This is a genomic window from Pseudomonas sp. LBUM1679 (genome assembly GCF_059695565.1).
In genome coordinates this window covers 4,513,538-4,538,471 of record NZ_CP166774.1, presented here as the reverse complement: position 1 = coordinate 4,538,471, position 24,934 = coordinate 4,513,538, and the positions used below count along the sequence as shown (strand labels likewise).

At 60.0% G+C, this 24,934-nt stretch carries 22 protein-coding genes; 15 read left to right on the top strand and 7 right to left on the bottom strand.

The window, feature by feature from the left end:
- Positions 1-60: 60 nt before the first annotated feature.
- From ACA062_RS20645 to tcuA, 14 genes are all read left to right on the top strand, one after another.
- Positions 61-597, top strand: coding sequence for a flavin reductase family protein (locus ACA062_RS20645; RefSeq protein WP_154850504.1), 537 nt, complete (start codon positions 61-63; stop codon positions 595-597).
- Positions 598-652: 55 nt separating this feature from the next.
- Positions 653-1,873, top strand: a complete 1,221-nt coding sequence (locus ACA062_RS20640; RefSeq protein WP_497452758.1) for an acyl-CoA dehydrogenase family protein — start codon at positions 653-655, stop codon at positions 1,871-1,873.
- Positions 1,874-1,980: 107 nt separating this feature from the next.
- Positions 1,981-3,657 (top strand): DUF1302 domain-containing protein, encoded by a 1,677-nt coding sequence (locus tag ACA062_RS20635; protein ID WP_497452757.1) that lies wholly within the window; start codon positions 1,981-1,983, stop codon positions 3,655-3,657.
- 9 nt (positions 3,658-3,666) lie between these two features.
- Positions 3,667-5,034, top strand: a complete 1,368-nt coding sequence (locus ACA062_RS20630; RefSeq protein WP_497452756.1) for a DUF1329 domain-containing protein — start codon at positions 3,667-3,669, stop codon at positions 5,032-5,034.
- A 58-nt stretch (positions 5,035-5,092) separates the two neighbouring features.
- Positions 5,093-6,157, top strand: coding sequence for a WD40/YVTN/BNR-like repeat-containing protein (locus tag ACA062_RS20625; protein WP_497452755.1), 1,065 nt, complete (start codon positions 5,093-5,095; stop codon positions 6,155-6,157).
- A 27-nt stretch (positions 6,158-6,184) separates the two neighbouring features.
- On the top strand, positions 6,185-8,605 hold the full coding sequence (locus ACA062_RS20620; protein WP_497452754.1) for an efflux RND transporter permease subunit: 2,421 nt from the start codon (positions 6,185-6,187) through the stop codon (positions 8,603-8,605).
- Positions 8,602-9,057: a GlcG/HbpS family heme-binding protein gene (locus ACA062_RS20615; protein ID WP_497452753.1), complete on the top strand. Its 456-nt coding sequence runs from the start codon at positions 8,602-8,604 to the stop codon at positions 9,055-9,057. The genes ACA062_RS20620 and ACA062_RS20615 overlap by 4 nt, the downstream gene beginning before the upstream one ends.
- Positions 9,058-9,084: 27 nt before the next feature.
- A complete protein-coding gene (dmpE, locus tag ACA062_RS20610) occupies positions 9,085-9,873 on the top strand; it encodes a 2-oxopent-4-enoate hydratase (RefSeq protein ID WP_497452752.1) in 789 nt (262 codons plus the stop codon).
- A 14-nt stretch (positions 9,874-9,887) separates the two neighbouring features.
- Positions 9,888-10,826 (top strand): acetaldehyde dehydrogenase (acetylating), encoded by a 939-nt coding sequence (locus tag ACA062_RS20605; RefSeq protein WP_497452751.1) that lies wholly within the window; start codon positions 9,888-9,890, stop codon positions 10,824-10,826.
- Positions 10,827-10,836: 10 nt separating this feature from the next.
- Positions 10,837-11,859 carry a 4-hydroxy-2-oxovalerate aldolase gene (gene dmpG, locus ACA062_RS20600; protein WP_497452750.1) on the top strand — a complete coding sequence of 341 codons (1,023 nt, stop codon included), beginning with the start codon at positions 10,837-10,839 and terminating at the stop codon, positions 11,857-11,859.
- A 485-nt stretch (positions 11,860-12,344) separates the two neighbouring features.
- Positions 12,345-12,500 carry a hypothetical protein gene (locus ACA062_RS20595; protein ID WP_497452749.1) on the top strand — a complete coding sequence of 52 codons (156 nt, stop codon included), beginning with the start codon at positions 12,345-12,347 and terminating at the stop codon, positions 12,498-12,500.
- A gap of 15 nt (positions 12,501-12,515) precedes the next feature.
- Positions 12,516-13,361, top strand: coding sequence for an alpha/beta fold hydrolase (locus tag ACA062_RS20590; protein ID WP_497452748.1), 846 nt, complete (start codon positions 12,516-12,518; stop codon positions 13,359-13,361).
- 100 nt (positions 13,362-13,461) lie between these two features.
- Positions 13,462-14,538, top strand: a complete 1,077-nt coding sequence (locus ACA062_RS20585) for an SMP-30/gluconolactonase/LRE family protein (protein WP_497452747.1) — start codon at positions 13,462-13,464, stop codon at positions 14,536-14,538.
- A gap of 113 nt (positions 14,539-14,651) precedes the next feature.
- Positions 14,652-16,121: an FAD-dependent tricarballylate dehydrogenase TcuA gene (gene tcuA / locus ACA062_RS20580; RefSeq protein WP_497452746.1), complete on the top strand. Its 1,470-nt coding sequence runs from the start codon at positions 14,652-14,654 to the stop codon at positions 16,119-16,121.
- 6 nt (positions 16,122-16,127) lie between these two features.
- On the opposite strand, the gene ACA062_RS20575 is transcribed toward tcuA, so the two are convergent.
- From ACA062_RS20575 to ACA062_RS20565, 3 genes are all read right to left on the bottom strand, one after another.
- A complete protein-coding gene (locus tag ACA062_RS20575) occupies positions 16,128-16,799 on the bottom strand; it encodes an NADPH-dependent F420 reductase (RefSeq protein WP_497452745.1) in 672 nt (223 codons plus the stop codon).
- A gap of 113 nt (positions 16,800-16,912) precedes the next feature.
- The gene (gene proP / locus ACA062_RS20570) at positions 16,913-18,415 is read right to left on the bottom strand and encodes a glycine betaine/L-proline transporter ProP (protein ID WP_497452744.1); all 1,503 of its coding nucleotides are present in this window, start codon (positions 18,413-18,415) and stop codon (positions 16,913-16,915) included.
- 194 nt (positions 18,416-18,609) lie between these two features.
- The gene (locus ACA062_RS20565) at positions 18,610-19,383 is read right to left on the bottom strand and encodes a ParA family protein (RefSeq protein WP_497452743.1); all 774 of its coding nucleotides are present in this window, start codon (positions 19,381-19,383) and stop codon (positions 18,610-18,612) included.
- 551 nt (positions 19,384-19,934) lie between these two features.
- Between ACA062_RS20565 and ACA062_RS20560 the strand changes: the two genes are divergently transcribed.
- Entirely contained in the window at positions 19,935-20,297 is a 363-nt protein-coding gene (locus ACA062_RS20560) for a histone-like nucleoid-structuring protein, MvaT/MvaU family (RefSeq protein WP_497452742.1), read from the top strand.
- A 93-nt stretch (positions 20,298-20,390) separates the two neighbouring features.
- Here ACA062_RS20560 and ACA062_RS20555 read toward each other — a convergent pair whose 3' ends face one another.
- The 4 genes from ACA062_RS20555 to capA all read right to left on the bottom strand — a co-directional run bounded on the left by ACA062_RS20555 (position 20,391) and on the right by capA (position 24,924).
- Positions 20,391-20,843 (bottom strand): hypothetical protein, encoded by a 453-nt coding sequence (locus tag ACA062_RS20555; protein WP_497452741.1) that lies wholly within the window; start codon positions 20,841-20,843, stop codon positions 20,391-20,393.
- A gap of 165 nt (positions 20,844-21,008) precedes the next feature.
- Positions 21,009-21,680 carry a class I SAM-dependent methyltransferase gene (locus ACA062_RS20550; protein ID WP_497452740.1) on the bottom strand — a complete coding sequence of 224 codons (672 nt, stop codon included), beginning with the start codon at positions 21,678-21,680 and terminating at the stop codon, positions 21,009-21,011.
- A gap of 73 nt (positions 21,681-21,753) precedes the next feature.
- The gene (locus ACA062_RS20545) at positions 21,754-22,737 is read right to left on the bottom strand and encodes an AraC-like ligand-binding domain-containing protein (protein WP_497452739.1); all 984 of its coding nucleotides are present in this window, start codon (positions 22,735-22,737) and stop codon (positions 21,754-21,756) included.
- Between the two features lie 96 nt (positions 22,738-22,833).
- A complete protein-coding gene (gene capA, locus ACA062_RS20540) occupies positions 22,834-24,924 on the bottom strand; it encodes a caprolactamase subunit alpha (RefSeq protein ID WP_497452738.1) in 2,091 nt (696 codons plus the stop codon).
- Positions 24,925-24,934 lie beyond the last annotated feature (10 nt).

Genomic DNA, 24,934 nt, shown 5'->3' with positions numbered 1-24,934 from the left:
GGTCATGCAGCAATCACGCCGGCGGGCCACCCGTGCCTGCGACACAGTGAGGGTTTCCAGATGTTAAACGCCATTCAATCAAGTAGTACGCCAGCAGTGATTCCGCCGACGGTGGCCACCGCTGATTTCTGTAAGGGCATGCGCCATCTGGCCGGTGCCTGTGTGGTGATCGCCAGCGGCAGTGACAGCGAGAGAGCCGGGCTGACGGCGACGGCAGTGTGTTCGATCACCGCCGACCCGCCGCGGTTGCTGATCTGCGTGAACCGTAATGTTCGGGCGCATGAAGTGATTCAGCGCGCCGGCGCTTTCAGCATCAATGTGCTGGCCCATGACCAGGAATTCATTGCCAAACGCTTTGCCGGAATGATCGAAGGGGTCAGCGGCGAGGAGCGCTTCGCAGAAGGTTGCTGGGAGTCGGGGATCACTGGCGTGCCTTTGCTCGAAGACGCGCTGGTGAGTTTCGAGTGCCGGTTGGAGCAAGTCATCCCGGCCAGCACCCACGACATGTTTATCGGAGAAGTCGTCGGTGTCCGGGGCCTGCAAGAGCAGGACGGCCCCTTGGTGTATTTCAACAGCAGGTTCGCTGCGCTCAAGTGAAGCCCTGACGGCTTTCAACGTGCAGACAAAACAATAAACCAGAGATCACAGACCTATGAACAACTTCGTCAAGCCAACCGAGACCGTGGATGCCCAGGCGATTCCAACCGAAGCGCAATTGCTCGAGCGCGCGCGTGGGTTGATTCCGATGCTGATGGAAAAAGCCGAGTCAGTGGAAAAGAACCGGATGGTGTCCAGCCAGACCATCGAGGCGTTCGTCGACGCCGGTTTCTTCAAGATCCTGCAGCCCAAGGAATATGGCGGCTGGGAGATGGCGCCCGCGGTGTTCTACAAGGTCCTGATGGAGTTGGGTCGCGGCTGCTGCAGCAGTGCCTGGAACATGATGATCCTGGGTATCCACCAGTGGGAATACGGTTCGTTGCCAGAGCAAGCCTGCCTGGATGTCTGGGGTGACGACAACGCGGTCATCACAGCCTCGTCCTACCCGCCATTCGGCAAAGTCGAAGAGGTCGAGGGTGGCTTCAACATCAGCGGCACCTGGAAAACTTCCAGCGGTTGCGATCACGGCAAATGGGCGTTTCTCGGTGGCCTGCGGCGTGATGCCAGCGGTCAGGTGATCGATCGCATGTCGATGCTGGTGCCCAGCTCCGCATGGGTAATCGAAGACGATTGGCACACCTTCGGCCTGGCCGGTACCGGCAGCAAGAGCCTGGTGATCAAGCATGCGTTCGTGCCGCATCACCGTGCCCACAGCCTGATTCAATACACCTACAGCGAACGTCCGGCGAACTATCTGTATCCGTTCAACCAGATCTTCTTCGGTGCTGTTTCAGCATTGCTCGTGGGCATGGCCCAGGGCGGGATCGATGAGTACATCCGGCAGATGAGCGTACGCACCAACACCACCGACGGCGCTGGGGCGGCACTGAGCCCGTACGTCAAGGACCGGTTGGGCAATGCGGTGGTCCGGGTGCGTTCAGCCCGTGCGCGGCTCCTGCAAATGCTGGCCGAGAGCAGCGAATACGTCGAGCGCCGCGAACTGGTGCCGGCCTTCGACCGCGTGCACTACATGCTCGACATCGCCCGGGTCGGTCGCGACTGCGAAGAGGCGGTGATGCTGCTGTTCAAGGCCACGTCGGCCCGTGGCATTTACCTGAACAATCCACTGCAGCGCATCCTGCGCGACGTCATCGCCGCGTCCAACCACATTACCCAGAATGCCGATGACACGGCGGGCATGCTCGGCGCCTATCTGTTGGGGCAGCAACTGCCACCGATGATCTTCGGCCTGGACCCGGTATCGCTCAACGACTGAATCGCTGGATCGGGAGGAAGGCATTCCTCCCGACGAGACCCGACTACCGCTTCCTCGGCGGTCACTCATAAAAACAAAAATCGGCTTACTGTCGCAGAGGTCTTTTAATGTCTATACATCAGAACCGAGCACCCGGTTGTGTCCGTTCGGCTGCCCAGCGTCCACGACTGACCCGCCTGGCAGCGGCTTTGCTCGGCTGCTCAGTGTTGTCCAGCGCACAGGCGATGGAGTTCGATACCGGCAGTTCCGACCTGAAGGTTCGCTTCGATACCAACGTCAAGTATTCCAACGCCTGGCGCGTCAAGGACCAGCACGACAAGCTGGTCGCGGACTCGAACCTGGACGATGGCGACCGCAATTTCGACAAGGGCATGATCTCCAACCGCCTGGATTTGTTCTCCGAATTCGACATCTCCTACCAGAAGGTCGGCGCGCGGGTCAGCGGCGCGGCCTGGTACGACGATGTGTACAACAAGGGCAACGATAACGACTCACCAGGTACTGCCAACGCCTACAGTGTGCGTTATGACCGGTTCACTAAAGATACTCGTGACTTGCACGGGCGGGACGCGGAGTTCCGCGATGCGTTTGTCTACGTCAACTATGATGTGGGCGATGAAATGTGGGGCGTGTCGCGGTTGGGCCAACACTCGTTGCTCTACGGTGAAAGCCTGTTCTACGGCGGCAACGGTATTGCCGCAGGCCAGCAACCGATCGATGCGGTACGTGCGCTGACCGTACCCAACTCGCAGTTCAAGGAGCTTGGGCTACCGGTCAAACAGTTTTCCACCCAATTGCAGATCACGCCGACGATCTCGGTCGGCGGTTACTACCAGTTCGAGTGGGAGCGTACGCGCATTCCCGGGGCGGGCAGCTATTTCAGCCCGGCCGACCTGCTGGATGAAGGCGGCGAAAGGATTGTCGTGGGACGTCTGCCGAACGGTGTGCCAGCGGCATCCTTCTATCGCGGCGAAGACGTCGAAGCCCGCGACAGCGGGCAGTGGGGTGTGCAGCTGCGCTACCGCTCCGAGGCACTGGATACCGACTTCGGCCTGTACGCCATCAACTACCACGACAAGAACTTCCAGGTTCAGCTGCGTCCCGGGGTTGGCGCAGGCAGTCGCGTGGACCAGATCGGCGAGTACATGCTGGTGTTCCCCGAGGACATCCGTGCCTACGGCTTCAGCGCCAACCGCGGCTTTGGTGACGTCAATATCGGGTTTGAAACTTCGGTGCGCGACAACGCTCCGCTGGTCAGCCTGACCATGCTCGATCTGGCGGGCAACGGCGATAACGATGGCAACCCGCTCTATGCCGTGGGCCGCACCGCCCACGCCCAGGTCAACATGATCTACATCATGCCCACCAGTGCGTTCTGGGATACCGCCAGTCTGCTCGGTGAACTGGCCTGGAACCGCACCCTCAGCGTCGAGAAAAACCTCGACAACCTTGACCCCAATGGCACACGCGATGCGACGGCGATTCGTGTCGCCTTTTCCCCGACCTATTTCCAGGTCATGGATGGTGTCGACCTCTCTGTGCCCATGGGTTTGAGCTACGGCATTGACGGACGCTCATCGGCGGTCGGCGGTTTCAGCCAGGCCAAGGGCGGCGACTACAACATCGGCCTGACGGCGGACTATCTGAAATCGGTCACCTTCACCCTGGCCTACACCGGCTATTACGGCCCCTCGGCGCCGATCAATATCAACGGGATCAAAACCTTCAAACAGACCAATGCTGATCGGGATTTCGTGTCCTTCAGCGTCTCTCATACATTCTGAGTAATAGCCATGCAAAACAATAAGCTCACTCAGCTGTTGACCTGTTTCACCCTGTCCATGTCTGTCATGTCCGCCTACGGGGCCGTCGGCGCTGCTGACGCCCAGACGCTGAACACGACGCTGACACCCATGGGTGCCATGCGTGCCGGCAATGCCGACGGCAGTATCCCGGCCTGGAGCGGCGGTTACTCCACCGTACCGGCGGGCTATCAGCAGGGCCATCGAGCGTTCGACCCGTTCGCCCAGGACAAACCCCTGTACACCATCACCGCCGCCAACCTGGCTCAGTATCAGGACAAACTCAGCGACGGCGTGATCCAACTGTTCAAGGACAACCCGCAGACCTTCCGCATCGATGTGTTCCCTACACGCCGCACCGCATCGGCACCGCAGTGGGTGTACGACAACACCCTGAAAAACGCCACTCGCGCCACCCTGGAAAGTGACGGCCTGGTGGTCAAGGGCGCTTACGGAGGGGTGCCATTCCCGATACCCAAGTCCGGTATCGAAGTGCAGTGGAACCATCAGCTGCTGTGGCGTGGCGAAGCCACCAAAACCAAGTACAAGGTCTGGACCACTACGGCGGACGGTCAGCGAGTCCTGGCCACGGCCGCCGAGGACGATGCGCAATATCCGTATTACTACAAGGAAGGTTCGGTGGAAACCGCCGGGCCGAACTTCATGATGGCCATTCAGCTGACCTACGCTCCGGCATTTCGCGCGGGCGAGGCCTTGATGGTGCACAACGTGACGGACTACGTGCAGGGCCGCACCCTGTGGCAATACCTGTCGGGCCAGCGCCGGGTGCGTCGCGCGCCGAGCATCAACTTCGATACGCCCAACCCGGTGGCGTCGGGCGTCAACTTCGTCGATGAAAACTACGGTGGCACCGGCTCGCCGGAGCGTTACGACTGGAAGCTGATCGGCAAGAAGGAAATGATCATTCCTTACAACAACAACAAGTTGCTGGCCAACGCCGATGAAAAAGTCATGGCCCGGCGTCATGTCAATCCGGATTACATGCGCTGGGAGCTGCACCGCGTCTGGGAAGTCGAGGCGACCCTCAAGGCCGGCAAACGACATGCCGTGCCCAAGCGCAAGTACTACTACGACGAAGACAACTGGGGTAACGCGATCATCGATGGCTGGGACGCCGAAGGCACGTTGTGGCGCACCTCGTTGAGCACGCCATTCGTGGCCCCGGATATCCCGGCAACCGCGAACTATTGCACCGGATTTTTCCACGATCACCGGACCAAGGCCTGGATGTACAACTGTGCGATGGGCGACGCGGGCAATGAGCAATTCGCAATCACCGAGCGTCGACGTGAAAGTTTCTTCTCGCCGGAGTCGCTGACCAAGATGAGCGCACGCTGATGTTTGTGGCGGGTCCTTCCTTTCCCGAAGGGTTCGCCTGTCTTATCGGAGGTATGTGGTGAATAAAAATAAATACAGGTTGGCGTGGATGCTCTGCGTGGGCTTGACCGCCGGGCTGGTGTCCACCGGCAGCAACGCCGGGTCCAGCAGCGTGGCCGATACGCTGGAACAGAGCGCCGTGGTTTCAGCGTTGGCCAGCCGTTCCTCGCTCAATGCCGCCGCGATGGCGGGCGAGCGGTTGGTGGTCGCCGGCATGCGCGGCACCATTCTTTACTCTGACGACCAGGGTCAGCACTGGCAGCAAGCCAGTGTTCCGGTCACGGTCAGCCTGACCGGTGTGTGCTTTGCCGATGCCGCCAATGGTTGGGCCGTTGGCCATCGCGGGGTGATTCTCGCCACCCGCGATGGCGGTGCCCACTGGGCCCGGCAAATGGAAGGCGTGCAAGCCGCCAGGTCGATTTTGCAGGTGCGTCAGGGTCCTGACCGGATCGACGAGGCGCGCCGCCTGGTGGCTGAAGGCGCTGATAAACCGTTCTTGGCCGTGCAGTGCATGGGCGATGGACGGGTGTTGGCCCTGGGCGCTTACGGGTTGGCATTCAGTACGCAAAACGCCGGCCAGAGCTGGCAGCCGGTGCTCACGTTGCTCGATGGCAGTGACTCACAACACCTCAACGCGGTGCAGGTCCTGGGCGGTCGGGTGTATGTGGCCGGGGAGCAGGGCGCGTTGATGCGAGTGAACAATGACTTGCAGGGGTTCACCCGTTTTGCGAGCCCCTACGAAGGCAGCTTCTTTGGCCTGTTGGCCACGCGCAATAACAGCCTGATTGCAGTGGGCTTGCGCGGGCATGTGTTCCGCTCAGTCGATCAAGGGGCCAGTTGGCAGCCTGTGAGCGTGGCATCGGGCAAGAGCCTGACGGCGACCACCGAATTGCGCGACGGCTCGCTGCTGTTGGCGGATGAGTCGGGGCAGGGCTGGCTCAGCCGTGATGACGGTCGCAGCTTCCGTGCGGTATTGCCTGAAGAACGCTTCCCATTGATCGCACTGCTGGCGCTGCCCGATGGCGGCAGCCTGGCTGTCGGCACCCATGGCATCACTCGTTTCCCGCCGAGCGCTTTGCGCTAAGTCGGCCTGCATAGAAGGTTACTCACGATGGCTATCAGCAATTGCGATGGCTTTACCGCTATCGCCTCCCTGGCGGATTTCGATAAGTATTCAGGTAATCGTCTGGAGCGCGTGTTGTTCAATCACCGCTTCCTGGTGGTCGGCTTCTGCCTGATCGTCACGGTGCTGCTCGCGATGGCGGCCAGCCAGGTACGGCTCAATGCCAGCTACCTGAAAACCATTCCCGCGCATCATCCCTTCACCCTCAATTATCTGGAACATGCCCGCGACCTCAAGGGGGCGGGCAACGCGATAAGGGTGGCGGTGTCGATGCGTGAAGAGGGCGATATTTTCAACGCCCACTACATGGAAACACTGCGTCAGCTCAACGACGAGTTGTACCTGGTCAACGGTGTCGACCGCGCTTTCATGCGGTCGCTCTGGACCCCGGCGACTCGCTGGCAGGGTGTGACTGAAGAAGGCTTCGATGGTGGCCCGGTAGTCCCGGATGGCTTTGATGGTGGTGCACAAAGCCTGGACAACCTGCGTGACAACGTCGAGCGTTCGGGAGAAACAGGCCAACTGGTGGCGCGTGATCTGCGCTCGAGCATCATCTATTTGCCCCTGTTGGAAATCGACCCTAAAACCGGTCAGACGCTGGACTACAAACAACTGTCCGATAACCTGGAAACCTTGCGCAGTACTTATTCGCAACGTGGCGTAGACGTCCACATCATCGGTTTCGCCAAAGTGATGGGCGACCTGATCGATGGCCTGTACGCGGTGTTGGGGTTTTTTGCGGTGGCGGTGTTGATCACCAGCGCGATCCTCTACCAATTCACCCGCTGCGTGCGCAGTACGCTGGTGGTGCAGGGTTGCACCTTGATTGGCGTGATCTGGCTGCTGGGTCTGTTGCCGCTGCTCGATTATGAGCTCAACCCCTATTCGATCCTGGTACCGTTTCTGGTCTATGCCATCGGCGTGAGCCACGGCGCGCAGAAAATGAACGGCATCATGCAGGATGTCGGGCGCGGCACTCACCGGTTGATCGCCGCCCGTTACACCTTTCGTCGTTTGTTTGCCGCGGGCATCACCGCACTGCTGGCGGATGTCGTGGGCTTCGCGGTGTTGACCATCGTCGACGTGCCGGTCATCCAGGAGCTGGCACTGATCGCCAGCCTGGGTGTGGGCATCCTGGTGTTCACCAACCTGGCCTTGTTGCCGATCATGCTCTCGTTCACCGGTGTCTCACCGAGCGCGGCGGCCCGTAGCCTCAAGCATGAAACCCTGCTTGAAGGGCAATCGCTGCCCGTGCTGGTGCGGCTGTTCGAGCACTTCACCGGTCGCCGTGCGGCACGCCTGGCGATTGGCGTGGCAGTGGCGGTCGGTCTTGGCGCGTTGTGGATGGCCAAGGACTTGAAGGTCGGTGACCTCGACCCGGGCGCGCCGGAGCTGCGCGCCGATTCGCGCTACAACCTGGATAACCGCTTCATCATCGAGCATTACCAGGCCAGCAGCGATGTGTTCGTGATCATGGTCGAGACCCCGGCCGGGCAATGCGTCGACTATCCGATTTTGCGCAAGGTTGAAGAACTGGAATGGCGCCTGCGGGAATTGCCCGGGGTGGAAACCACCAAATCCATCGCAGGGTTGTCACGCAAGATCAACGTCGGGATGAACGAGGGCAACTTCAAATGGGACGAGTTGCCGCCCAACCAATCGATGATCAATGCCGCGGCCATGCGCTCGCCCCGCGAGCTGTTCAACGGCACCTGCAGCCTGCTGTCGGTCTACGCCTACCTCAAGGATCACAAGGCCGACACGCTTGAGTCGGTGGTCCGGACCACGGCTGCCTTCGCGGAAAAATACAACGACGAACAGGCCACATTCCTGATGGCCGCTGGCAACGCCGGGATTGAAAGCGCGACCAACATCGTGGTGAAAAGCGCCAACACGCGGATGTTGCTGGGGGTGTACCTGGTGGTGTCGCTGCTGTGCTTCATTGCCTTTCGTTCGTGGCGTGCGGTGCTGTGCGCGGTGCTGCCGTTGATCCTCACGTCGTTGGTGGCCGAGGCCTTGATGGTGCAACTGAACATGGGACTGAAAGTGGCGACCTTGCCGGTGGTGGCGCTGGGCGTGGGCATCGGCGTCGACTACGCGCTGTACATCCTCAGTGTGACGCTGTTCTGGCTGCGCCGTGGCGAAAGCCTGGCGATGGCCTATCGGCAGGCGCTGATGTTTACCGGCCGGGTGGTGGTGTTCACCGGCCTGACGCTGTCCCTGGGTGTCGTTACCTGGGTGTTCTCTCCGATCAAGTTCCAGGCCGACATGGGCGTTCTGCTCACCTTCATGTTCCTGTGCAACATGCTGGTGGCGCTGGTCCTGGTCCCCGCATTGGCCTGCTATCTGCTACGTCCGGCAATACCTGCTGCGCAGCCGGCCACCTCACTGAAGGAAATCTCTGTATGAATTCGGGCATTCCATTGGCCGACACCCGGTTGAGCGATCCGCTGAGCATGGCGACGGCCCGGTTGGCGCTGGACACGGCGTTGCAATACGCCTGCAACCACGGTTGGCGGGTCAGCGTTGCGGTACTGGACGGGGGCGGTCATCTGCTGGCCTTCGGTCGAAGTGCCGGGGCGCCACTGCATACCATCGACCTGGCCCAGGACAAGGCGTTGACCGCCGTGTCCTTCGCCTTGCCCACCGCCGATGTCGGCAAGCGCTTGCGTGACGCCCCCGACCATGTCCGCCAGTGTCTGATCCTGCGGCCACGGCTGGTGCCCATGGGCGGGGCATTGCCCTTGCACATGGGGGATCGCCTGGTCGGCGCCATCGGCGTATCCGGCGCCAGTGAGGAGCAGGATTGCGACTGTGCGGCGGCGGGCTATGAAGCCATCACCGACAACCTGCAGCGCTGATTTTCATCAAGGGACAGGAGTTATCAAGTGAACCATTCAAGCGTCGACACCCAACAGCTGGGCGACAAGCTATTCAATGCACTGGTCGAAGCGCAGGCCATCGCGCCGCTGACCGAAAGCCATCCAGACTTGACCATGGAACAGGCCTACCAGATCCAGCAACACCTGATCGGCCGCCGCCTGGCTGGCGGTGAGCGGATCATCGGCAAAAAAATCGGCGTCACCAGTCAGGCAGTGATGGACATGCTCGGCGTGCGTCAGCCGGATTTCGGTCAGTTGACCGATGCCATGGTCGTCGACCAGGGCGGCAGCGTGGCCATGGCCGGGCTGATCCAGCCCAAGGCCGAGGGCGAAATCGCCTTCGTCCTCAAGCACGATCTGTCAGGACCTGGCATCACCGCAGCCGACGTGTTACGGGCGACGGAGGGGGTGATGGCGTGTTTCGAAATCGTCGATTCGCGCATCCGCGACTGGAAAATCAAGATCCAGGACACGGTGGCGGATAACGCTTCGTGCGGCGTGTTCGTGCTCAGTGATCGCCTGGTCAGCCCACGGGACCTGGACCTGTACACCACAGGCATGGTGCTGGAGAAAAACGGCCGGATCGTCGGCACCGGCGCCGGGGCGGCGACCATGGGTTCGCCCGTCATCGCCGTGGCGTGGCTAGCCAATACTCTGGGCCGACTGGGGATGAGCCTCAAGGCCGGTGAAGTGATTCTGTCCGGTGCGCTGTCGGCGATGGTGCCAGTGGTCGCCGGGGACAATTTGCGGGTGAGCATTGCCGGTATCGGCAGTTGCTCGGTGCGTTTCGACTGAGGTTGCACAACATCATGAACAACAAATTGAAAGTCGCCATCATCGGTTCCGGCAATATCGGCACCGACCTGATGATCAAGATCCTGCGTAACGCCAGGCACCTGGAAATGGCGGTCATGGTCGGCATCGACCCGGCCTCCGATGGCCTGGCACGCGCCCAGCGCATGGGGGTAGCGGTGACCCATGAAGGCGTCGAAGGCCTGACCCGCCTGGACGTGTTCAAGGACATCGACTTCGTCTTCGATGCCACCTCGGCCGGCGCCCACGTCAAGAACGATGCGTTTCTGCGCTCGATCAAACCCGGCATCCGCCTCATCGATCTGACCCCGGCAGCCATCGGCCCGTACTGCGTGCCGGTGGTGAATCTGGAGCAGAACCTGGATCAGCTCAACGTCAACATGGTCACCTGCGGTGGCCAGGCCACCATCCCGATGGTCGCGGCGGTGTCGCGCGTGGCCAAGGTGCACTACGCCGAAATCGTCGCGTCGATCGCCAGCAAATCCGCCGGTCCCGGCACCCGTGCCAACATCGACGAGTTCACCGAAACCACTTCCAAGGCCATCGAAGTAATCGGTGGTGCGGCCAAGGGCAAGGCGATCATCGTGATGAACCCGGCCGAGCCGCCGTTGATGATGCGCGACACCGTGTTCGTGTTGTCCGAAGCGGCGGACCAGGCGCTGGTCGAAGCCTCCATCGTCGAGATGGCGGCCGCGGTGCAGGCCTATGTGCCGGGCTATCGCCTCAAGCAGAAAGTGCAGTTCGACGTGATCCCCGAAGACGCGCCGCTGCACATCCCCGGCCTTGGCACATTCTCCGGGCTCAAGACCTCGGTGTTCCTTGAAGTCGAAGGCGCCGCCCATTACTTGCCTGCTTACGCCGGCAACCTCGACATCATGACCTCCGCAGCCTTGGCCACCGCCGAGCGCATGGCGCAGTCGATGCTCAACGCCTGAGGAGACCGACATGACTTTCAATCCCGGCAAAAAACTCTACATCTCCGACGTGACCCTGCGCGACGGCAGCCACGCGGTGCGTCACCAGTATTCCCTGCAAAACGTGCAGGACATCGCCCGCGCTCTGGACAAGGCCAAGGTCGATTCGATCGAAGTCGCCCATGGTGACGGCCTGCAAGGCTCGAGCTTCAACTATGGCTTTGCCGCGCACACCGATCTGGAATGGATCGAGGCTGCGGCCGACGTCATCAGCCACGCCAAGATCACCACCTTGCTGTTGCCGGGCATCGGCACCGTGCATGACCTGAAAGCCGCCTACAACGCCGGGGCCCGGGTGGTGCGCATCGCCACCCATTGCACCGAAGCCGACGTGTCGAAACAGCACATCGAATACGCCCGCGAGCTGGGCATGGACACCGTCGGTTTCCTGATGATGAGCCACATGATCCCGGCCGAACAGTTGGCGGCGCAGGCCAAGCTGATGGAAAGCTACGGCGCCACCTGCGTGTACATGGCCGACTCCGGCGGGGCGATGAACATGCAGGACATTCGCGAGCGTTTCCGTGCCTTTAAAGCTGTGCTCAAACCGGACACCGAAACCGGCATGCACGCCCACCACAACCTGTCGCTCGGCGTGGCCAACTCGATCACCGCCGTCGAGGAGGGCTGCGATCGCATCGACGCCAGCCTCGCCGGCATGGGCGCCGGCGCCGGTAACGCGCCGCTGGAAGTGTTCATCGCTGCGGCGGAACGCCTGGGCTGGAACCACGGCACCGACCTGTACACGCTGATGGATGCGGCCGATGACATCGTGCGTCCGCTGCAGGATCGTCCGGTGCGGGTCGACCGCGAGACCCTGGCCCTGGGTTATGCCGGCGTCTACTCCAGCTTCCTGCGCCACGCCGAAATCGCTGCCGCGAAATACGGCCTGAAGACCCTGGACATCCTGGTCGAGCTGGGCAAACGCCGGATGGTCGGCGGCCAGGAAGACATGATCGTCGACGTCGCGCTGGACTTGCTCAAAAAGCAATAACACCGCCACCCTGTAGGAGCTGGCTTGTCGGATCGCCGCACCGCAGCGAAAGCGATCTGTCAGTCAACACCCTTGTTGAATGTGCCACCGTCTTCGCCAGCAAGCCGGCTCCTACACGGGATCGGCGTCGTAAACCAATTTTGCATTTGCCGAATCCCCCCTGTAGGAGCTGGCTTGCCAGCGAAAGCGGTCTGTCAGTCGACATCGATGTTGGCTGACCCGCCGCCTTCGTCGGAACGCCGCCCGGAACAAGCTCGCTCCCACATTTTGATCGGCGTCGTTCACCGATGCGCTATTCACTGAAGATCCCCTGTGGGAAGCGCATCTGACGTCTTCATCTTTTTCATCTCGATTTTCATGAATCTTTGAAAACTTCTGAATAAGAACTATCGATCAGCTCCAAAGCGAGTCTCTTCAATATCTCGAAAACCACGCATAACTACTTGTTAAATAAAGAGATATACCAAGCGTGCAGTTCCGTTCCCATGACTGGCACAGTCATTGCTCTCCTCAACAAAGAAGGCGCCGCCGCTAACGTTTACGGCCAGCGGCTGGCGGAAGTGGTGCGCATCACCCTGACGCTTTCTTTTCCTCACACTCGCGTTTTCAACGCGCTGTTCGCTCCTGCTTCACAACCATAATAAGGACTGATTCACATGAGTCGATTCACCCAAGAAAACACCAGCAAATTCGTGCAGACCCCTGAGTGGAAAATGCATTACAACGATGCCGGAGAAGGCCCGGTGGTGATCATGGTCCACGGCTCGGGGGCAGGTGCAACGGGTTGGGCCAACTTTCACCGCAACGTCGATGCGTTCGTAGACGCCGGCTACCGCGTCATCCTCATGGACTGCCCAGGCTTCGGCAAGTCGGACCCTCTGGTTACCGCCGAGCCGCGTTTCGTGATCAACGCTCGTGCGATCAAGGCATTGATGGATGCACTGGACATCGACAAGGCACACCTGGTCGGCAACTCCATGGGTGGCGGCAGCGCGCTGGGCTTTGCCGTGGCCTATCCAGAGCGCCTGGACAAAATGATCCTGATGGGTTCGGGCGGGGTAGGGCGTACCAGTCTGTTCACGCCGTTGCCGATGGAAGGCATCAAGTTGCTCTTTGGCGTGTACCGTGACCCGAGCATGGAAAACCTGAAGAAAATGCTGGATGTGTTTGTCTACGACTCCAGCGCACTGACCGAAGAACTGATCAGCCTGCGTCACAAGAGCATCCTGGCAAACCCTCAGCACCTGGAAAACTTCATCAAGAGCGTCGATCTGAGCAAATTCCAGATGGGCGATTTCTCTGCCAACCTCCCGGACATCAAGCATCCGACCCTGATCACCTGGGGCCGCGATGACCGTTTCGTACCGATCGACTGGAGCCTGAAGCTGCTCAATGGCCTGCCGAACTCGCGCCTGCACGTGTTCAGCCAGTGTGGCCACTGGGCTCAGTGGGAGCACGCGGACGCGTTCAACCGCCTGGTCATCGACTTCCTGAACCACTAAGCCCCGGCGCATCCCTCTCGTCGCCATGGCGCGAGGGGCTTGCGGCTGGCTTGTGCCCCCGCACACGAACGCATAACTACAATAAAACCGGGGTTGGATCATGAACCATTTACATTTGGCCAGCGCTGCCTTGGCGCTGGCTATCAGCACCGCTGTTTATGCCGCTCAACCACAGGTGCCAGCGTGTGTGGCGCAAAGCGGTTACACGCCGATCTGCGGCATGGCGCCGCCCGAGGATCTGGAGCTTTCGCCCGACTCCGGCTTCCTGTTCCTGAGTACCACGCCGGGACTGGCCGCCAGCCATCAAAGCCGATTGCGAGTCATGGAGCTGGCCTCCCATGAAGTGACCGATATGGTCATCGAGCGGCAGGCAACACCGGGTTGGGGCGAATCTTCTTGCGCGCAGCCGCAAGGCGCCATAGGTGCCCACGGCATCCATCTATCCAAGCGTGCCGATGGTAAATCGCAGTTGTTGGTGGTCAACCACAACGGTCGAGAGGCTGTGGAATTCTTCGAGCCGATCAGCGATGGCAAAAGCTGGAAAGCCATCTGGCGTGGTTGCGTGGAAAGCCAGGACGGTACGATGCTGAACGATGTTGTCGCGACACCTGACGGCGGCTTCGTGGTTACGGCCATGTTCAGCTTCAATGCAATGAAAGACGATCCTCGCCTGGAAAAGTTGCTCGATGGCCGTGCCACCGGACATTTGCTTGCCTGGCACGCCAGCGGGGGACTGTACCGTCTGCCCGACAGCCAGGCCCCTGCGCCGAATGGCATTCAAGTGAGCCAGGACGGTCAGTCAGTCTGGTTCGCCGCGTGGCCGGGCAGCGGCGTCTGGCAGTACGATTTCAAACAGCAAAAAGTCGTCAGCAAGATCGCCCTCGACTTCTTGCCGGACAACCTCAGCTGGACGGCTGATGGGCAACTGCTCACGGCCGGCGTGCCTGATGCACAGACCTTCCGCAGGTGTTTCCTCAGCCACAACGAATTCTGCCCCAGCACCTCGGTGGTGGCATTGATCGATCCGCTCAAGGGCACCCGTCGTGAACTGATGCGCGCCAGAGAAGGGGCGTTGTATGGCGCCTCAACGGCCTTGCAGGTCGGTCACGACGTGTACGTCGGCGCGTTCGCCGGAGATCGCATGTTGCTCATACCCGACGCAATCCCCTCTCTGTAGGCCAGCGCATCGCTTTGCGCATTAGTTGAAAAGCCTATTCGACCGCGCAGGCTAAGTCCCCCGCGCGGTCCTGTTGATAATCGGACAGAGAAGTCCACAGATCAGGAGCGGGTATGCAACCTTACGACGTCATCGTGCTGGGCAGCGGTAATGCCGGGCTTTGCGCAGCCCTTTCAGCCCGCGAACAAGGGGCGCGGGTGGCCTTGCTGGAACGCGCGCCGAAAGAGCAGCGGGGCGGCAACTCGGCGCACACCGGAGGCGCTTTTCGCGTGGCTTACCGGGGCGTTGACGACTTGCGCAGCCTGATGCCGGACCTGCTGGACAGTGAAGTTGAAAGCAGCGATTTCGGCGCCTACACCCAGGACGATTTTTTCGGTGAGTTGGCGGCCATGAGCCAATACCGCACCGACCCGCACGTGTTGGACACGGTCGTGTCGCAAAGCCTGGCTACTTTGCAGTGGATGACCACGAAGGGCGTGCGCTTCATGCCCATCTATGGTCGCCAGGCCTTCAAGGTGGATGGCAAATTCCGCTTCTGGGGCGGCCTGACCATCGAGGTTTCCGGTGGCGGCCTGGGCTTGGTCGATGCCTTGTTTCGCCGTGTGGAAAAAGACGCCGTGGACGTGTTCTACGGCTGTCGGACCCAACGCATCAGCCGCGATCCTGACGGTTTGTGGCAGCTGTACTGTGCGGACGGTCGTCAGTTTTCCGCTCGGGCACTGGTCCTTGCAACGGGTGGCTTCCACGCCAATCTGCAATGGCGTACCCAATACCTGGGGCCGGGATGGGACTTGGCCAAAGTCCGGGGTTCACGCTACAACACCGGCGACGGCATCCGCATGGCCCTGGATGTGGGCGCCGTGGCGCATGGCAACTGGTCCGGTTGCCATGCGGTGTTTTATGACGTCAATGCCCCGCAAATGGGCGACCTGAACCAGCTTAACCAGCAAAAGAACTACTTCCATCTCGGCGTAGTGGTCAATGCCGACGGCAAACGTTTTATCGATGAAGGCCAGGATTTTCGCAACTACACCTACTCCAGCATGGGCGCCAAAGTCATGGCGCAACCGGAGGGTGTCGCTTGGCAGATCTTCGATCAGCACAGCCACGAATTGCTCCCCGATGAGTACCGGGGACGCCAGGTGACGCGGATCCAGGCGGCGACCCTGCAAGGATTGATTGAGCAGATGGAAGGGGTCAACGGTCCCGCTCTGCTACACACCCTCGAGGCCTACAACAACGCTGTGCAACTCAACGTGCCATTCAACCCCGCCATCCGCGACGGACGCTCGACTCAAGGGCTGGAGTTGCCCAAGTCAAACTGGGCCAACCCCCTGGATCGTCCGCCCTTCGTGGCCTACGCGGTGACGTGCGGCATCACCTTTACGTTCGGTGGCTTGAAGGTCAACAGCCAGGCCCAGGTGCTCGACGAAGAGGATCAACCGATTGACGGTCTCTACGCCGCGGGTGAGTTGGTGGGCAACCTCTACTACGTCAAGTACGCCGGTGGAGCGGGGCTGACATCAGGTTCCGTACTGGGGCGCATTGCCGGCGCAGGGGCCTCTACGCGAAAGGCGCACTGAACGCAGCTACAAGCCGAGCCTTTGCTTGAGTTCGGCCTCGCTCAACACGCCGCTGGCCGGGCCGCCCGGCAATCCTTCATCAGCCCGCGCCAGTGGCAGAAGCACCGGTATGAATCCGGCGTCGCGCACCAGCCGGGCGCCCAGGTCGCGGGCCTGGGCGTCGTCGGCGAAGGTTGGAATCGCCTTGCCTTTGCCGGACTGGCTTTTCATGGAGGCATAGCCGATGGCGTTGAACGCCCGCACCAGGTGCACACCGGGCAGGTACTGCTGGTCCGCCAGGGCGACGCCCTGATCCAGCGCCTTGCGCCCGATGTCTCCGTCGCGGCCGCTGAACGGGTTGCTGGTGCTGAACACCACCTTGCCAACCAGCTTGCCCTTCAGCTGTTCGGACAGCGCCGGCATTGCGCCGTAGGGAACACTCAGTACGATCACATCGCCCCAGGACGCGGCGTCGCTGACCGTGCCCGCACGCGCGTTGGGGCCGGCGGCCTTGACGAGGTCCTGGAGCGCTTCGGGGTGGCGGGACGAAAACATCACCGAGTGCCCAGCCTTCACCCATAACGTGCCCAGCGTACCGCCGACGTTGCCGGCGCCGATCACGCTGATCTTCAGGGTGTCCGCCAGCGCCTGGCTGCTCAGGAGCAGGGCGGCGAACGTTAGAAACAGGCTTCTGGACATGCGCTGCGCTCCCGGATGGGACAAGGGGATTTGCAACTACGGTAGTAGAGACTGTTCATAAACGAAAGGCGCTTGCAGGTTCGGCGAATCCTGGCTTGACGATAGTGTCCCCGTTATTCGATTCGCGGATGCTGCTGCACGAGATGCTCGCGTTTAGCTTCCAACTCGGCGATTTGTGCGTCGATGTCCTCGATCTTCTGCTCGATGTTGTCGTGATGTTCCTGCAGCAGTTCGTGCGCTTCCTCGATGTCGGAAGCCGCCGGGGCTGCACCACGCAAGGGTTTGTTCGCCGTTTCTTTCATCGTCACGCCGGTAATCAGCCCCACCACGGCAACCACCATCAGGTAGTAGGCCGGCATGTACAGGTTGTGGGTACTTTCCACCAGCCAGGCGACGATGGTAGGGGTCAGGCCCGCGATTAATACCGAGATGTTGAAGGCGCTGGCCAATGCGCTGTAGCGGATGTGGGTGGGAAACATCGCCGGCAGGGTGGACGCCATCACGCCGATGAAAAAGTTGAGCAGCACCGCCAGCATCAGCAATCCGGAGAAGATCAGGCCGAGCTTGCCGCTGGTGATCAACATGAAGGCCGGGATGGCGAGGAAGAACAGACCGACGCTACCGACAATAATGAAGGGGCGGCGGCCAATCTTGTCGCTGATCAAACCGATCATCGGCTGGACGAATAACATGCCGACCATGATCGCGATGATGATCAACACGCCGTGACTTTCGCTGTAGTGCAAGTTGTGCACCAGGTAACTCGGCATGTAGGTAAGCAGCATGTAATAGGTGACGTTGGTGGCCACCACCACACCAACGCACGTCATCAGGCTGCGCCAGTGCTGGGTGGCCACTTCCTTGAACGACACTTTCGGGCCAGTGGCCAGGCCTTCGCGATCGCCCTGTTCCAGTTTCTCGACATGTTGCTGGAATGCCGGCGTCTCTTCGAGTGCGTGACGCAGGTAGAGCCCGATCATGCCCAAGGGCAGGGCGAGGAAGAAGGGCAGTCGCCAGCCCCATTCCTGAAACTGCTCTTCGCCCAGAATGGTGGAAATCAGCACGACCACACCTGCGCCGAAGACGAAGCCGGCGATCGAGCCGAAGTCCAGCCAGCTGCCGAGGAAACCGCGCTTGCGATCCGGGGCATATTCGGCGACGAAGATCGAGGCACCGGTGTATTCACCGCCCACCGAAAACCCTTGAGCCATCTTGGCCAGCAGCAGGAGGATGGGCGCCCAGATGCCGATCGAGGCATAGGACGGTATCAGCCCGATGGCGAAGGTGCTGAGCGACATGATCACGATGGTGGCCGCCAGGACTTTCTGCCGACCGTACTTATCCCCCAGCGTACCGAAGAACAAACCGCCCAGGGGGCGGATCAGGAAGGGAACCGAGAAGGTCGCCAACGCGGCGATCATCTGCAGGTCGGGATCAGCACCGGGGAAAAATACTTTGCCGAGAACATAGGCGACAAAACCATAGACGCCGAAGTCGAACCATTCCATTGCGTTGCCGAGTGCTGCGGCGGTGATCGCCTTGCGCATCTTGACGTCGTCGACAATGGTGATGTCTTTCAATCCGATCGGTTTGACGTTTTTCTCACGAGATACCATGCGAGCCACTCCGTCACTGATCTGTCTTGCCGCAAACCGCTGAGCCCGGTGCGGCGCAGGTTAGACGGATCTGCAATGGCCGATGCCATCTTTTAATGGCATGGCTTATTCAAGATCAGATACAAGAGGATAGGAAAAAATTCACTTCTCGTCGTTATTTTTTGCTCGCGGCAACAGCTCCACCGATAACCAACTTAAGCTGCTCGCTCCAGTGCATCCAGCAAATCAACGAACTCCATCGAGAGCTTATGGCGTGGTGCCAAATGGATAAGGGGTATGGAAGCCTGGTGGGACTCGCGCATTTTAACTGAGCTACTCAAATAAACCGGTAGCACAGGAAGACCCTCTACGAGCATTTCGTTTACGAGCGTCTGGTGCAAGCCGGTGTGTGCGATAAATTGATTAACCACCACCCCCTCTATCTGCAGCGATTCGTTGTGATCCATGCGCAGCTCTTCTACTTGAGCGATGACACTGTTCACAGCCTGCCGGGAAAAGCTGTCGCAATCATAGGGGATCAACAACCGATCGGCAGCGACCAGGGCGCTGAAGGTGAAGAAATTCAGCGCGGGAGGGGTGTCGATATAAATACGCTCGTAATCCTCGGAAAGCTCTACCAGCAATTTACGCAGCTTGTTGATCTTGAACTTGCGCTCAAGTTTTGACTGGAGATCTGCAAGATCCGGACTGGCGGTCACGAGATGGAGGTTCTCGTAGGGCGTCTCGGTTATGGCCACTCGACATTTTTTGCTGGCAAAACCTCCAGACAGTGTCTGTCTGAAGAAGTCGGCGATACCCGTGGGAATGTCGTCGTTGAGCAGGCCCGTGAGGTAGTGGGTCGAATTCGCCTGGGGATCGAGATCAACCAGCAGTGTCCGGTAGCCTTGCGCTGCACTCACAGCGGCAAGATTGCAGGCGATGCTGGATTTTCCAACACCACCTTTTTGATTGAAGACAACACGACGCATGAGAGCAGTTCATCCGTGAAAGAGGCCTGAAGCCAGGATTATGTAAGCGGATGAGTGCAATATATGACCATTAGGTTTCAGTTTTAAGACAAGTTGTTGAATCAGCGTGAAAATGGCTGGCACGGGCGTCCTCGCTCCCCAAACGCTACCCCGCTACAGCCACCGGAAAAGGGTCTCGAGTGGCGGGCTATACAAGACCGACAAACGACAGAATAACCAGGACGATCACAACGGCCCCAACGATGTAGATGATATTGTTCATGACGACCTCTCTATCTCGACTGGATGGACGACACCAGGGTGTCTAATACAAATGACACCGTGCCTGCCGGTTCCGTTCCGCAAACCGATTTTAGTGGCGGCCCCATCAAATCAATGTTCCGTTGGCGATTTTACGAACCTTCTCGCGTTGCTAACTGTCGATTGATGGACTCTGCTCAAGTGCGAATCTGCAATGGATGCGACTTGATGAGCAAAAGTAAACACGCTGACTTCATGCAAATCGGCGTTTTTAGTGTAACGTTAGGATAACAGTCACGGAGAGCGTTCCCATGTCCAAACTCGCAGAATTTCGCCAGCTTGAAAAACACCTTGCCGAGCAGCTTCAAGCGCTTGAAACCTTGAAGGGTGACGCTGGCCTGAAGCAGGAAATCGAATTCGAAACAAAGCTGCGCGCACTGCTCGCCAAGTATGGCTACAGCTTGAAAGACATCGTCAATCTGCTTGATCCACACGCCGGTCGCCGTGCGCCTGCTGCCGAGTCTAAAACAGGCAATCGCAAGCCTCGCCAAGTGAAAGTCTATAAAAACCCGGAGTCTGGCGAAGTCGTGGAAACCAAGGGCGGCAACCACAAGATATTGAAAGAGTGGAAAGCGAAATACGGTTCCGACACGGTTGAGTCCTGGCTGTCGTAGTAGGAGCAAGCTTGCTCGCGATGGTCTCAAGGGCGACGCGTATATCCAGAAAATACGCGTTATCGTTAACGTCCATCGCGAGCAAGCTCGCTCCTACAGGGGCGGTCGGGTCTCGACCTGTTCAAGACTCACACGAAAAGTCGTGTAAGTCTCTCCGTCCGCCAGATAGAGGTCGCTGTGGTAGGCCTCGACCGCGCCTTTGATCTGCACTTTCAAGCCGTTGGCAACACGACGTATGACAACATCCTTCAAGTCTGTGTCCGAAATCAGAAACGGACGCTTCTTGCCCAGGCGTACTTTCATCACCTCGTTACTTGAATCGTAATCATCGACATAAAAGTTGAGCGTCTTGGGTTCTGAGGTGTTTCTGGGGTTCTGAACGACGTAAATCCACTGCCCCGGTACGAAGTTCTGCTTCATGACTATTTCCTTCGGGTGCTCCGGGACATTCAGGTAGGCGTAGAACACCACCGCTACAAAGCCAAACAGTAAAGCCCAGGCAAGGTACTTTTTCCTTCTGGTCGGAGATAGTTTCGGTTCAGTCATGTACCACTCTTTCGATCCTTATGGCTTGTACCTGGCAAGTGATGTTCAGCACTCTATTTTTACATTAAACCCCATGGCTCACACGCTGGTGATGGTTCTACCGACCCATTACGGACATTGCAGCATCGATTTTTTGATCGCTTTTGCTCCTGCCATCGATAGCACTCACCCCCGCGGCTCGGCCACCAAGAGCAACGACTGCGGCACCGGACTTTGCGGGTGCTGCGGTTCCTGCAGGCCGACCAGGCGAAAACCGGCCATGTCCAGCGCATTGAACCAACTGGACAAAGTGCGCAGGTACCACGGCATGGGTTGCCACTGCCCCTCGAACCCGGCAAAGGTTTCTTCCCGCCAACCGTCCTGATAGTCGCCCGTCGCCGCGGTCCATGGATGCAGCGTCTGGATCACCAGCGCGCCGCCAGGGGCGAGCAGGGCGTTCATGGCGGCGAGCAGAGGGATGATGTCCTGGTGCAACAGCGCGAAGTTGGCGCAGATCAGGTCGTAGCCGCTGCCGATGTCCACCTTCGCCTCCACCAACGCTTCATAGCTCGCCAGGTGTACCGGCGAAGCGCCCGCCGCTCGCGCCGCCTCGACCAGCGTCGCGTCGCCATCGACACCGACTGCCGTGATGCCCCGTTCAGCCAGCGCCCGCAACAGCCAACCCTCGCCGCAGCCCAGGTCGAGCACGCGCTCCGGCTGGCGACCCAGCACCGCCAACAGGATGGCCTGGTCGGTGACCTTCAGGCGGCTTTCGATGGTGCCGGTGCGCACGGCTTCGATCCAGAGCCGGGCGTTGTGGTGCCAGCTTTGGAGGAGGGTGGATTCGGGGGCGGGCATTTTGCTGTCCGGCATGTAGTTGTTCACCTGGTAAAGCGATGTTTGAAACTATACCGAAAGGATAAGCCCCGACTCATACACCAAGCTGCGACGCGACCCGTGAACGAGTCGTGCCGGTACGCACCTCTCTGGCGGTGCAGCCGAAGTGTTGACGGAAACTTCGAGTAAATTGAGCCTGATCAATGAAGCCCCAGCGCATGGCCAACTCACCGATCGACAGATGGCAGTTGGGGTCGTGTAGGCCTCGATGGACCGCCTCAAGACGCCTCAGGCGAATCCATTCCCCGACGCTGTAGGGCGTACTGTTGAACAGTTTGTGCAGATAGCGCACTGACAGACCGCAGGCGTCAGCGATCATGGGCGGCGCCAGGTCGGGGTTGCCCAGATGTCTTTCGACGTATTGCTCGATGCGCTGCAAGTGCAAGGCGCTCAGGTTGGAGCTTTCACTGCTAAGTACCCGCTCATCATCGCGCAGCGCCATCAATAACGTTGAAAGAGCTTGCTCCAGCAGCATGTGGCGGGCCGCCTCGTTACATTCATCGAAACGAGCGGCGCACATGGCCAACTGGTCGACAAAGATCCGACCGAGCGCGCGCTTGGCATCGAAGCACAAGCGCGTGTAGCGCTCGGCACCGCGCAGTTGGCCATGGAGCGCGCGCTCCGGGAGCTTGAACACCCACAAATCGTTGTCGCTGGCATAGTGGAAGCGGTAGGGGGCATCGCCACGTTCGAAGATGAATCCTCCAGGCTGGCAATGCAATTCCCGGCCGTCCTGCTCGAAATGCACTTCGCTGCGACGCGGAACGGTGACGAGGTAGCAGGCGTCGTGATCTTCACTGACTTGGGCCTTGCTGCGCGAATAGCCAAGCTGACTGGAGCGCAAGCGTGACAGCGTCAGGGGGGTACTGCCGGTTTCCCAGATTTGCAGGCTGCCGCTGAAGGTGGCGTTGGGCGCGAACTCCAGCGAAAGTGGAAAATAAGCACAGGCGATCGCGTCCGCCCACAGTGGCTGGCGTTGACTGTCGGACCAGGAACGGGTGGAGAGTTTGGTCGCCATGGCTGCCCTCGTATGATTTTTGTTCTGAGGACGGTGCCGAGGTAAAAAAACCGTCGGCACCGTGGGTTGCCATCATTTGCCAATGCTTACGGACGGTCAATCACCAGGTGTCAGTCGGTAGGTGGCCGAGGGGGCAAGCGTTGCCAGCCAGCCAGGTGGCACGACGATGTTGGTCGTTGCCTCTTCGATCACGCAAGGGCCTTGTACCGTTTGCCCGGATTGCAGCCGATCACCGTTGTACACCGGCGTTTCCTGCCAGGACGATTGCGCGCTGAACAGCATCGACCGGTAACCGCTCGCGGCAGGTGGGACATCTTCGGCAGGTGGCGGCAGTTCCGGCATGGGCGGGCGTTGCAGACGTGCAATCACGGAGCACTCGAGGTTCACCAGTTCTGCCGGACTCTCAGGCTCGCTGTAGGAGAACAGGGCCTTGTGTCGCGTATGGAACGCCTCGCGCAGGGTGAGCAGGCCGGCGTGATCCAGTTGATCGCAGGTCAACTCAACGCTGCATTCGTGGATCTGGCCGAGGTAGCGGATCTCCAGGTTGTACAGGCACTCAACGTTGTCCCCGGCGTCGAATCCATCGTCGCGCAGATTGTTCATGCCGCGTTCGCGCAGGTCACGCAAGGTCCGGTTGAGCAGGGGCAGGTCGACCAGGTCGTCGTCAAGGCGCATTGCAAGCGTGGTCAGCTGGTCATAGCGGATGTCTGAAAGAATCTGCCCGTAGGCGCACAGTCCGGAAGCGACTTTCGGGATGAGCACCACCCGGCTGCCGATTTCCTCGGCCAGACGCATGACATGCATGCCCGCAGCCCCGCCCGCGCCGATCAGGGCGAAGTCCCGCGGATCATAACCACGCTCGACCGACACCCGCCGGATGCCACTGACCATGTTCAGGTTCACCAAGGTGATGATGCCAATGGCCGCACGTTCAACGCTGATGCCTAAAGGCTCGGCAATCTTGCGCTGGATGGCCTCGATCGCGGCCTTGCGATCGAGCCGGATGCTACCGCCCAGCAGCGCGCCGTCGGCCAGGTAGCCGAGCACCAGATTGGCGTCGGTGACGGTTGGCTCGGTGCCACCCTTGCCGTAGCACACCGGTCCAGGGTTGGCACCGGCACTGCGCGGGCCGACCTGGAGCATGCCGAAGTCGTCGAGAAAGGCAATCGAGCCGCCGCCGGCACCCAGGGTTTCCACTTGAATCATCGGCACACCGATGCGGTATCGCAGGAAATCAGTGTCCTTGCTGAAGTTGGTGCGCCCTGACTTGCTCAAGGTGATGTCGAACGAGGTGCCGCCCATGTCCACGGTGATCACGTTGTCGATGCCGAACGGCTGTGCAACGCATAAGCCGGCTTGCGGCGCGGACGCCGGGCCCGAGTTGATCGCGTTGACCGCACGTTCGCGCATCACCACGCCGGGCGCCAGGCCACCGTTGGATTGGAAGTAGCGAGTCGGCTGCTGCGCGCCGAGCTCTTCGAACAAGGCGTCGATCCGTTCGATGTAGCGGCCCATGACCGGGCTCAGGTAGGCGTTGACCACGGTCGTCGACGTGCGGGTGTATTCACGGATTTGCGGGAACACTTCATTGCCGGTGCAGACGAATACGCCTGGCAAGGCTGCTCGCACCATCTCGGCAGCGCGTTGTTCGTGGCTCGGGTTGCGCACCGACCAGACGAACGAAATGGCCACGGCTTTGACGTCCTGCTCGCGGAAATACTCGATCGCTTGAAGAATCGCCTGTTCATCGAGCGCAGCGTATTCGCTGCCGTCGCTGATGATCCGGCCGCGAATGGGCCGACGCAGGTGCCGCGGCACCAACATATAGGCCGGCGGATAACTGGCATCGTAGCGGTGTCCGTCTTCCTTGTGGCCCAAGCGAATTTCCAGGCTGTCTTCGTGCCCGTCGGTACACAGCAGACCCACCTTCACCCCGGTTTTTTCAATCAGGGCGTTGAGGGCCACGGTGGTGCCGTTGATGCACAGGTCGCAGTCGCCAATGATTTCAGCGGGCGTGCGACCGATGGCGTCGGCGATTTGCGCCAGGCCGTTACGGATGGCGAGGGTGCCATCCTGGGGTGTTGACGGTGCCTTGAACAGCTGCACGTTGCCACTGCGATCAGCCAGGATGAAATCGGTGAAGGTGCCGCCGGCGTCGATGCCCAGACGATATTGTTGCTTGGTCATGATGAGGGTT

What these genes read in the sequence shown, in the direction of transcription:
- tcuA (WP_497452746.1), top strand. Translation starts at nt 14,652, where the DNA reads ATGCAACCTTACGACGTCATCGTGCTGGGCAGCGGTAATGCCGGGCTT.
- ACA062_RS20590 (WP_497452748.1), top strand. Translation starts at nt 12,516, where the DNA reads ATGAGTCGATTCACCCAAGAAAACACCAGCAAATTCGTGCAGACCCCT.
- capA (WP_497452738.1), bottom strand. Translation starts at nt 24,924, where the DNA reads ATGACCAAGCAACAATATCGTCTGGGCATCGACGCCGGCGGCACCTTC.
- ACA062_RS20555 (WP_497452741.1), bottom strand. Translation starts at nt 20,843, where the DNA reads ATGACTGAACCGAAACTATCTCCGACCAGAAGGAAAAAGTACCTTGCC.
- ACA062_RS20640 (WP_497452758.1), top strand. Translation starts at nt 653, where the DNA reads ATGAACAACTTCGTCAAGCCAACCGAGACCGTGGATGCCCAGGCGATT.
- ACA062_RS20545 (WP_497452739.1), bottom strand. Translation starts at nt 22,737, where the DNA reads ATGGCGACCAAACTCTCCACCCGTTCCTGGTCCGACAGTCAACGCCAG.
- ACA062_RS20645 (WP_154850504.1), top strand. Translation starts at nt 61, where the DNA reads ATGTTAAACGCCATTCAATCAAGTAGTACGCCAGCAGTGATTCCGCCG.
- ACA062_RS20575 (WP_497452745.1), bottom strand. Translation starts at nt 16,799, where the DNA reads ATGTCCAGAAGCCTGTTTCTAACGTTCGCCGCCCTGCTCCTGAGCAGC.
- ACA062_RS20635 (WP_497452757.1), top strand. Translation starts at nt 1,981, where the DNA reads ATGTCTATACATCAGAACCGAGCACCCGGTTGTGTCCGTTCGGCTGCC.
- dmpG (WP_497452750.1), top strand. Translation starts at nt 10,837, where the DNA reads ATGACTTTCAATCCCGGCAAAAAACTCTACATCTCCGACGTGACCCTG.
- ACA062_RS20595 (WP_497452749.1), top strand. Translation starts at nt 12,345, where the DNA reads ATGACTGGCACAGTCATTGCTCTCCTCAACAAAGAAGGCGCCGCCGCT.
- ACA062_RS20585 (WP_497452747.1), top strand. Translation starts at nt 13,462, where the DNA reads ATGAACCATTTACATTTGGCCAGCGCTGCCTTGGCGCTGGCTATCAGC.
- ACA062_RS20565 (WP_497452743.1), bottom strand. Translation starts at nt 19,383, where the DNA reads ATGCGTCGTGTTGTCTTCAATCAAAAAGGTGGTGTTGGAAAATCCAGC.
- ACA062_RS20620 (WP_497452754.1), top strand. Translation starts at nt 6,185, where the DNA reads ATGGCTATCAGCAATTGCGATGGCTTTACCGCTATCGCCTCCCTGGCG.
- proP (WP_497452744.1), bottom strand. Translation starts at nt 18,415, where the DNA reads ATGGTATCTCGTGAGAAAAACGTCAAACCGATCGGATTGAAAGACATC.
- ACA062_RS20630 (WP_497452756.1), top strand. Translation starts at nt 3,667, where the DNA reads ATGCAAAACAATAAGCTCACTCAGCTGTTGACCTGTTTCACCCTGTCC.
- ACA062_RS20605 (WP_497452751.1), top strand. Translation starts at nt 9,888, where the DNA reads ATGAACAACAAATTGAAAGTCGCCATCATCGGTTCCGGCAATATCGGC.
- ACA062_RS20550 (WP_497452740.1), bottom strand. Translation starts at nt 21,680, where the DNA reads ATGCCCGCCCCCGAATCCACCCTCCTCCAAAGCTGGCACCACAACGCC.
- ACA062_RS20560 (WP_497452742.1), top strand. Translation starts at nt 19,935, where the DNA reads ATGTCCAAACTCGCAGAATTTCGCCAGCTTGAAAAACACCTTGCCGAG.
- ACA062_RS20615 (WP_497452753.1), top strand. Translation starts at nt 8,602, where the DNA reads ATGAATTCGGGCATTCCATTGGCCGACACCCGGTTGAGCGATCCGCTG.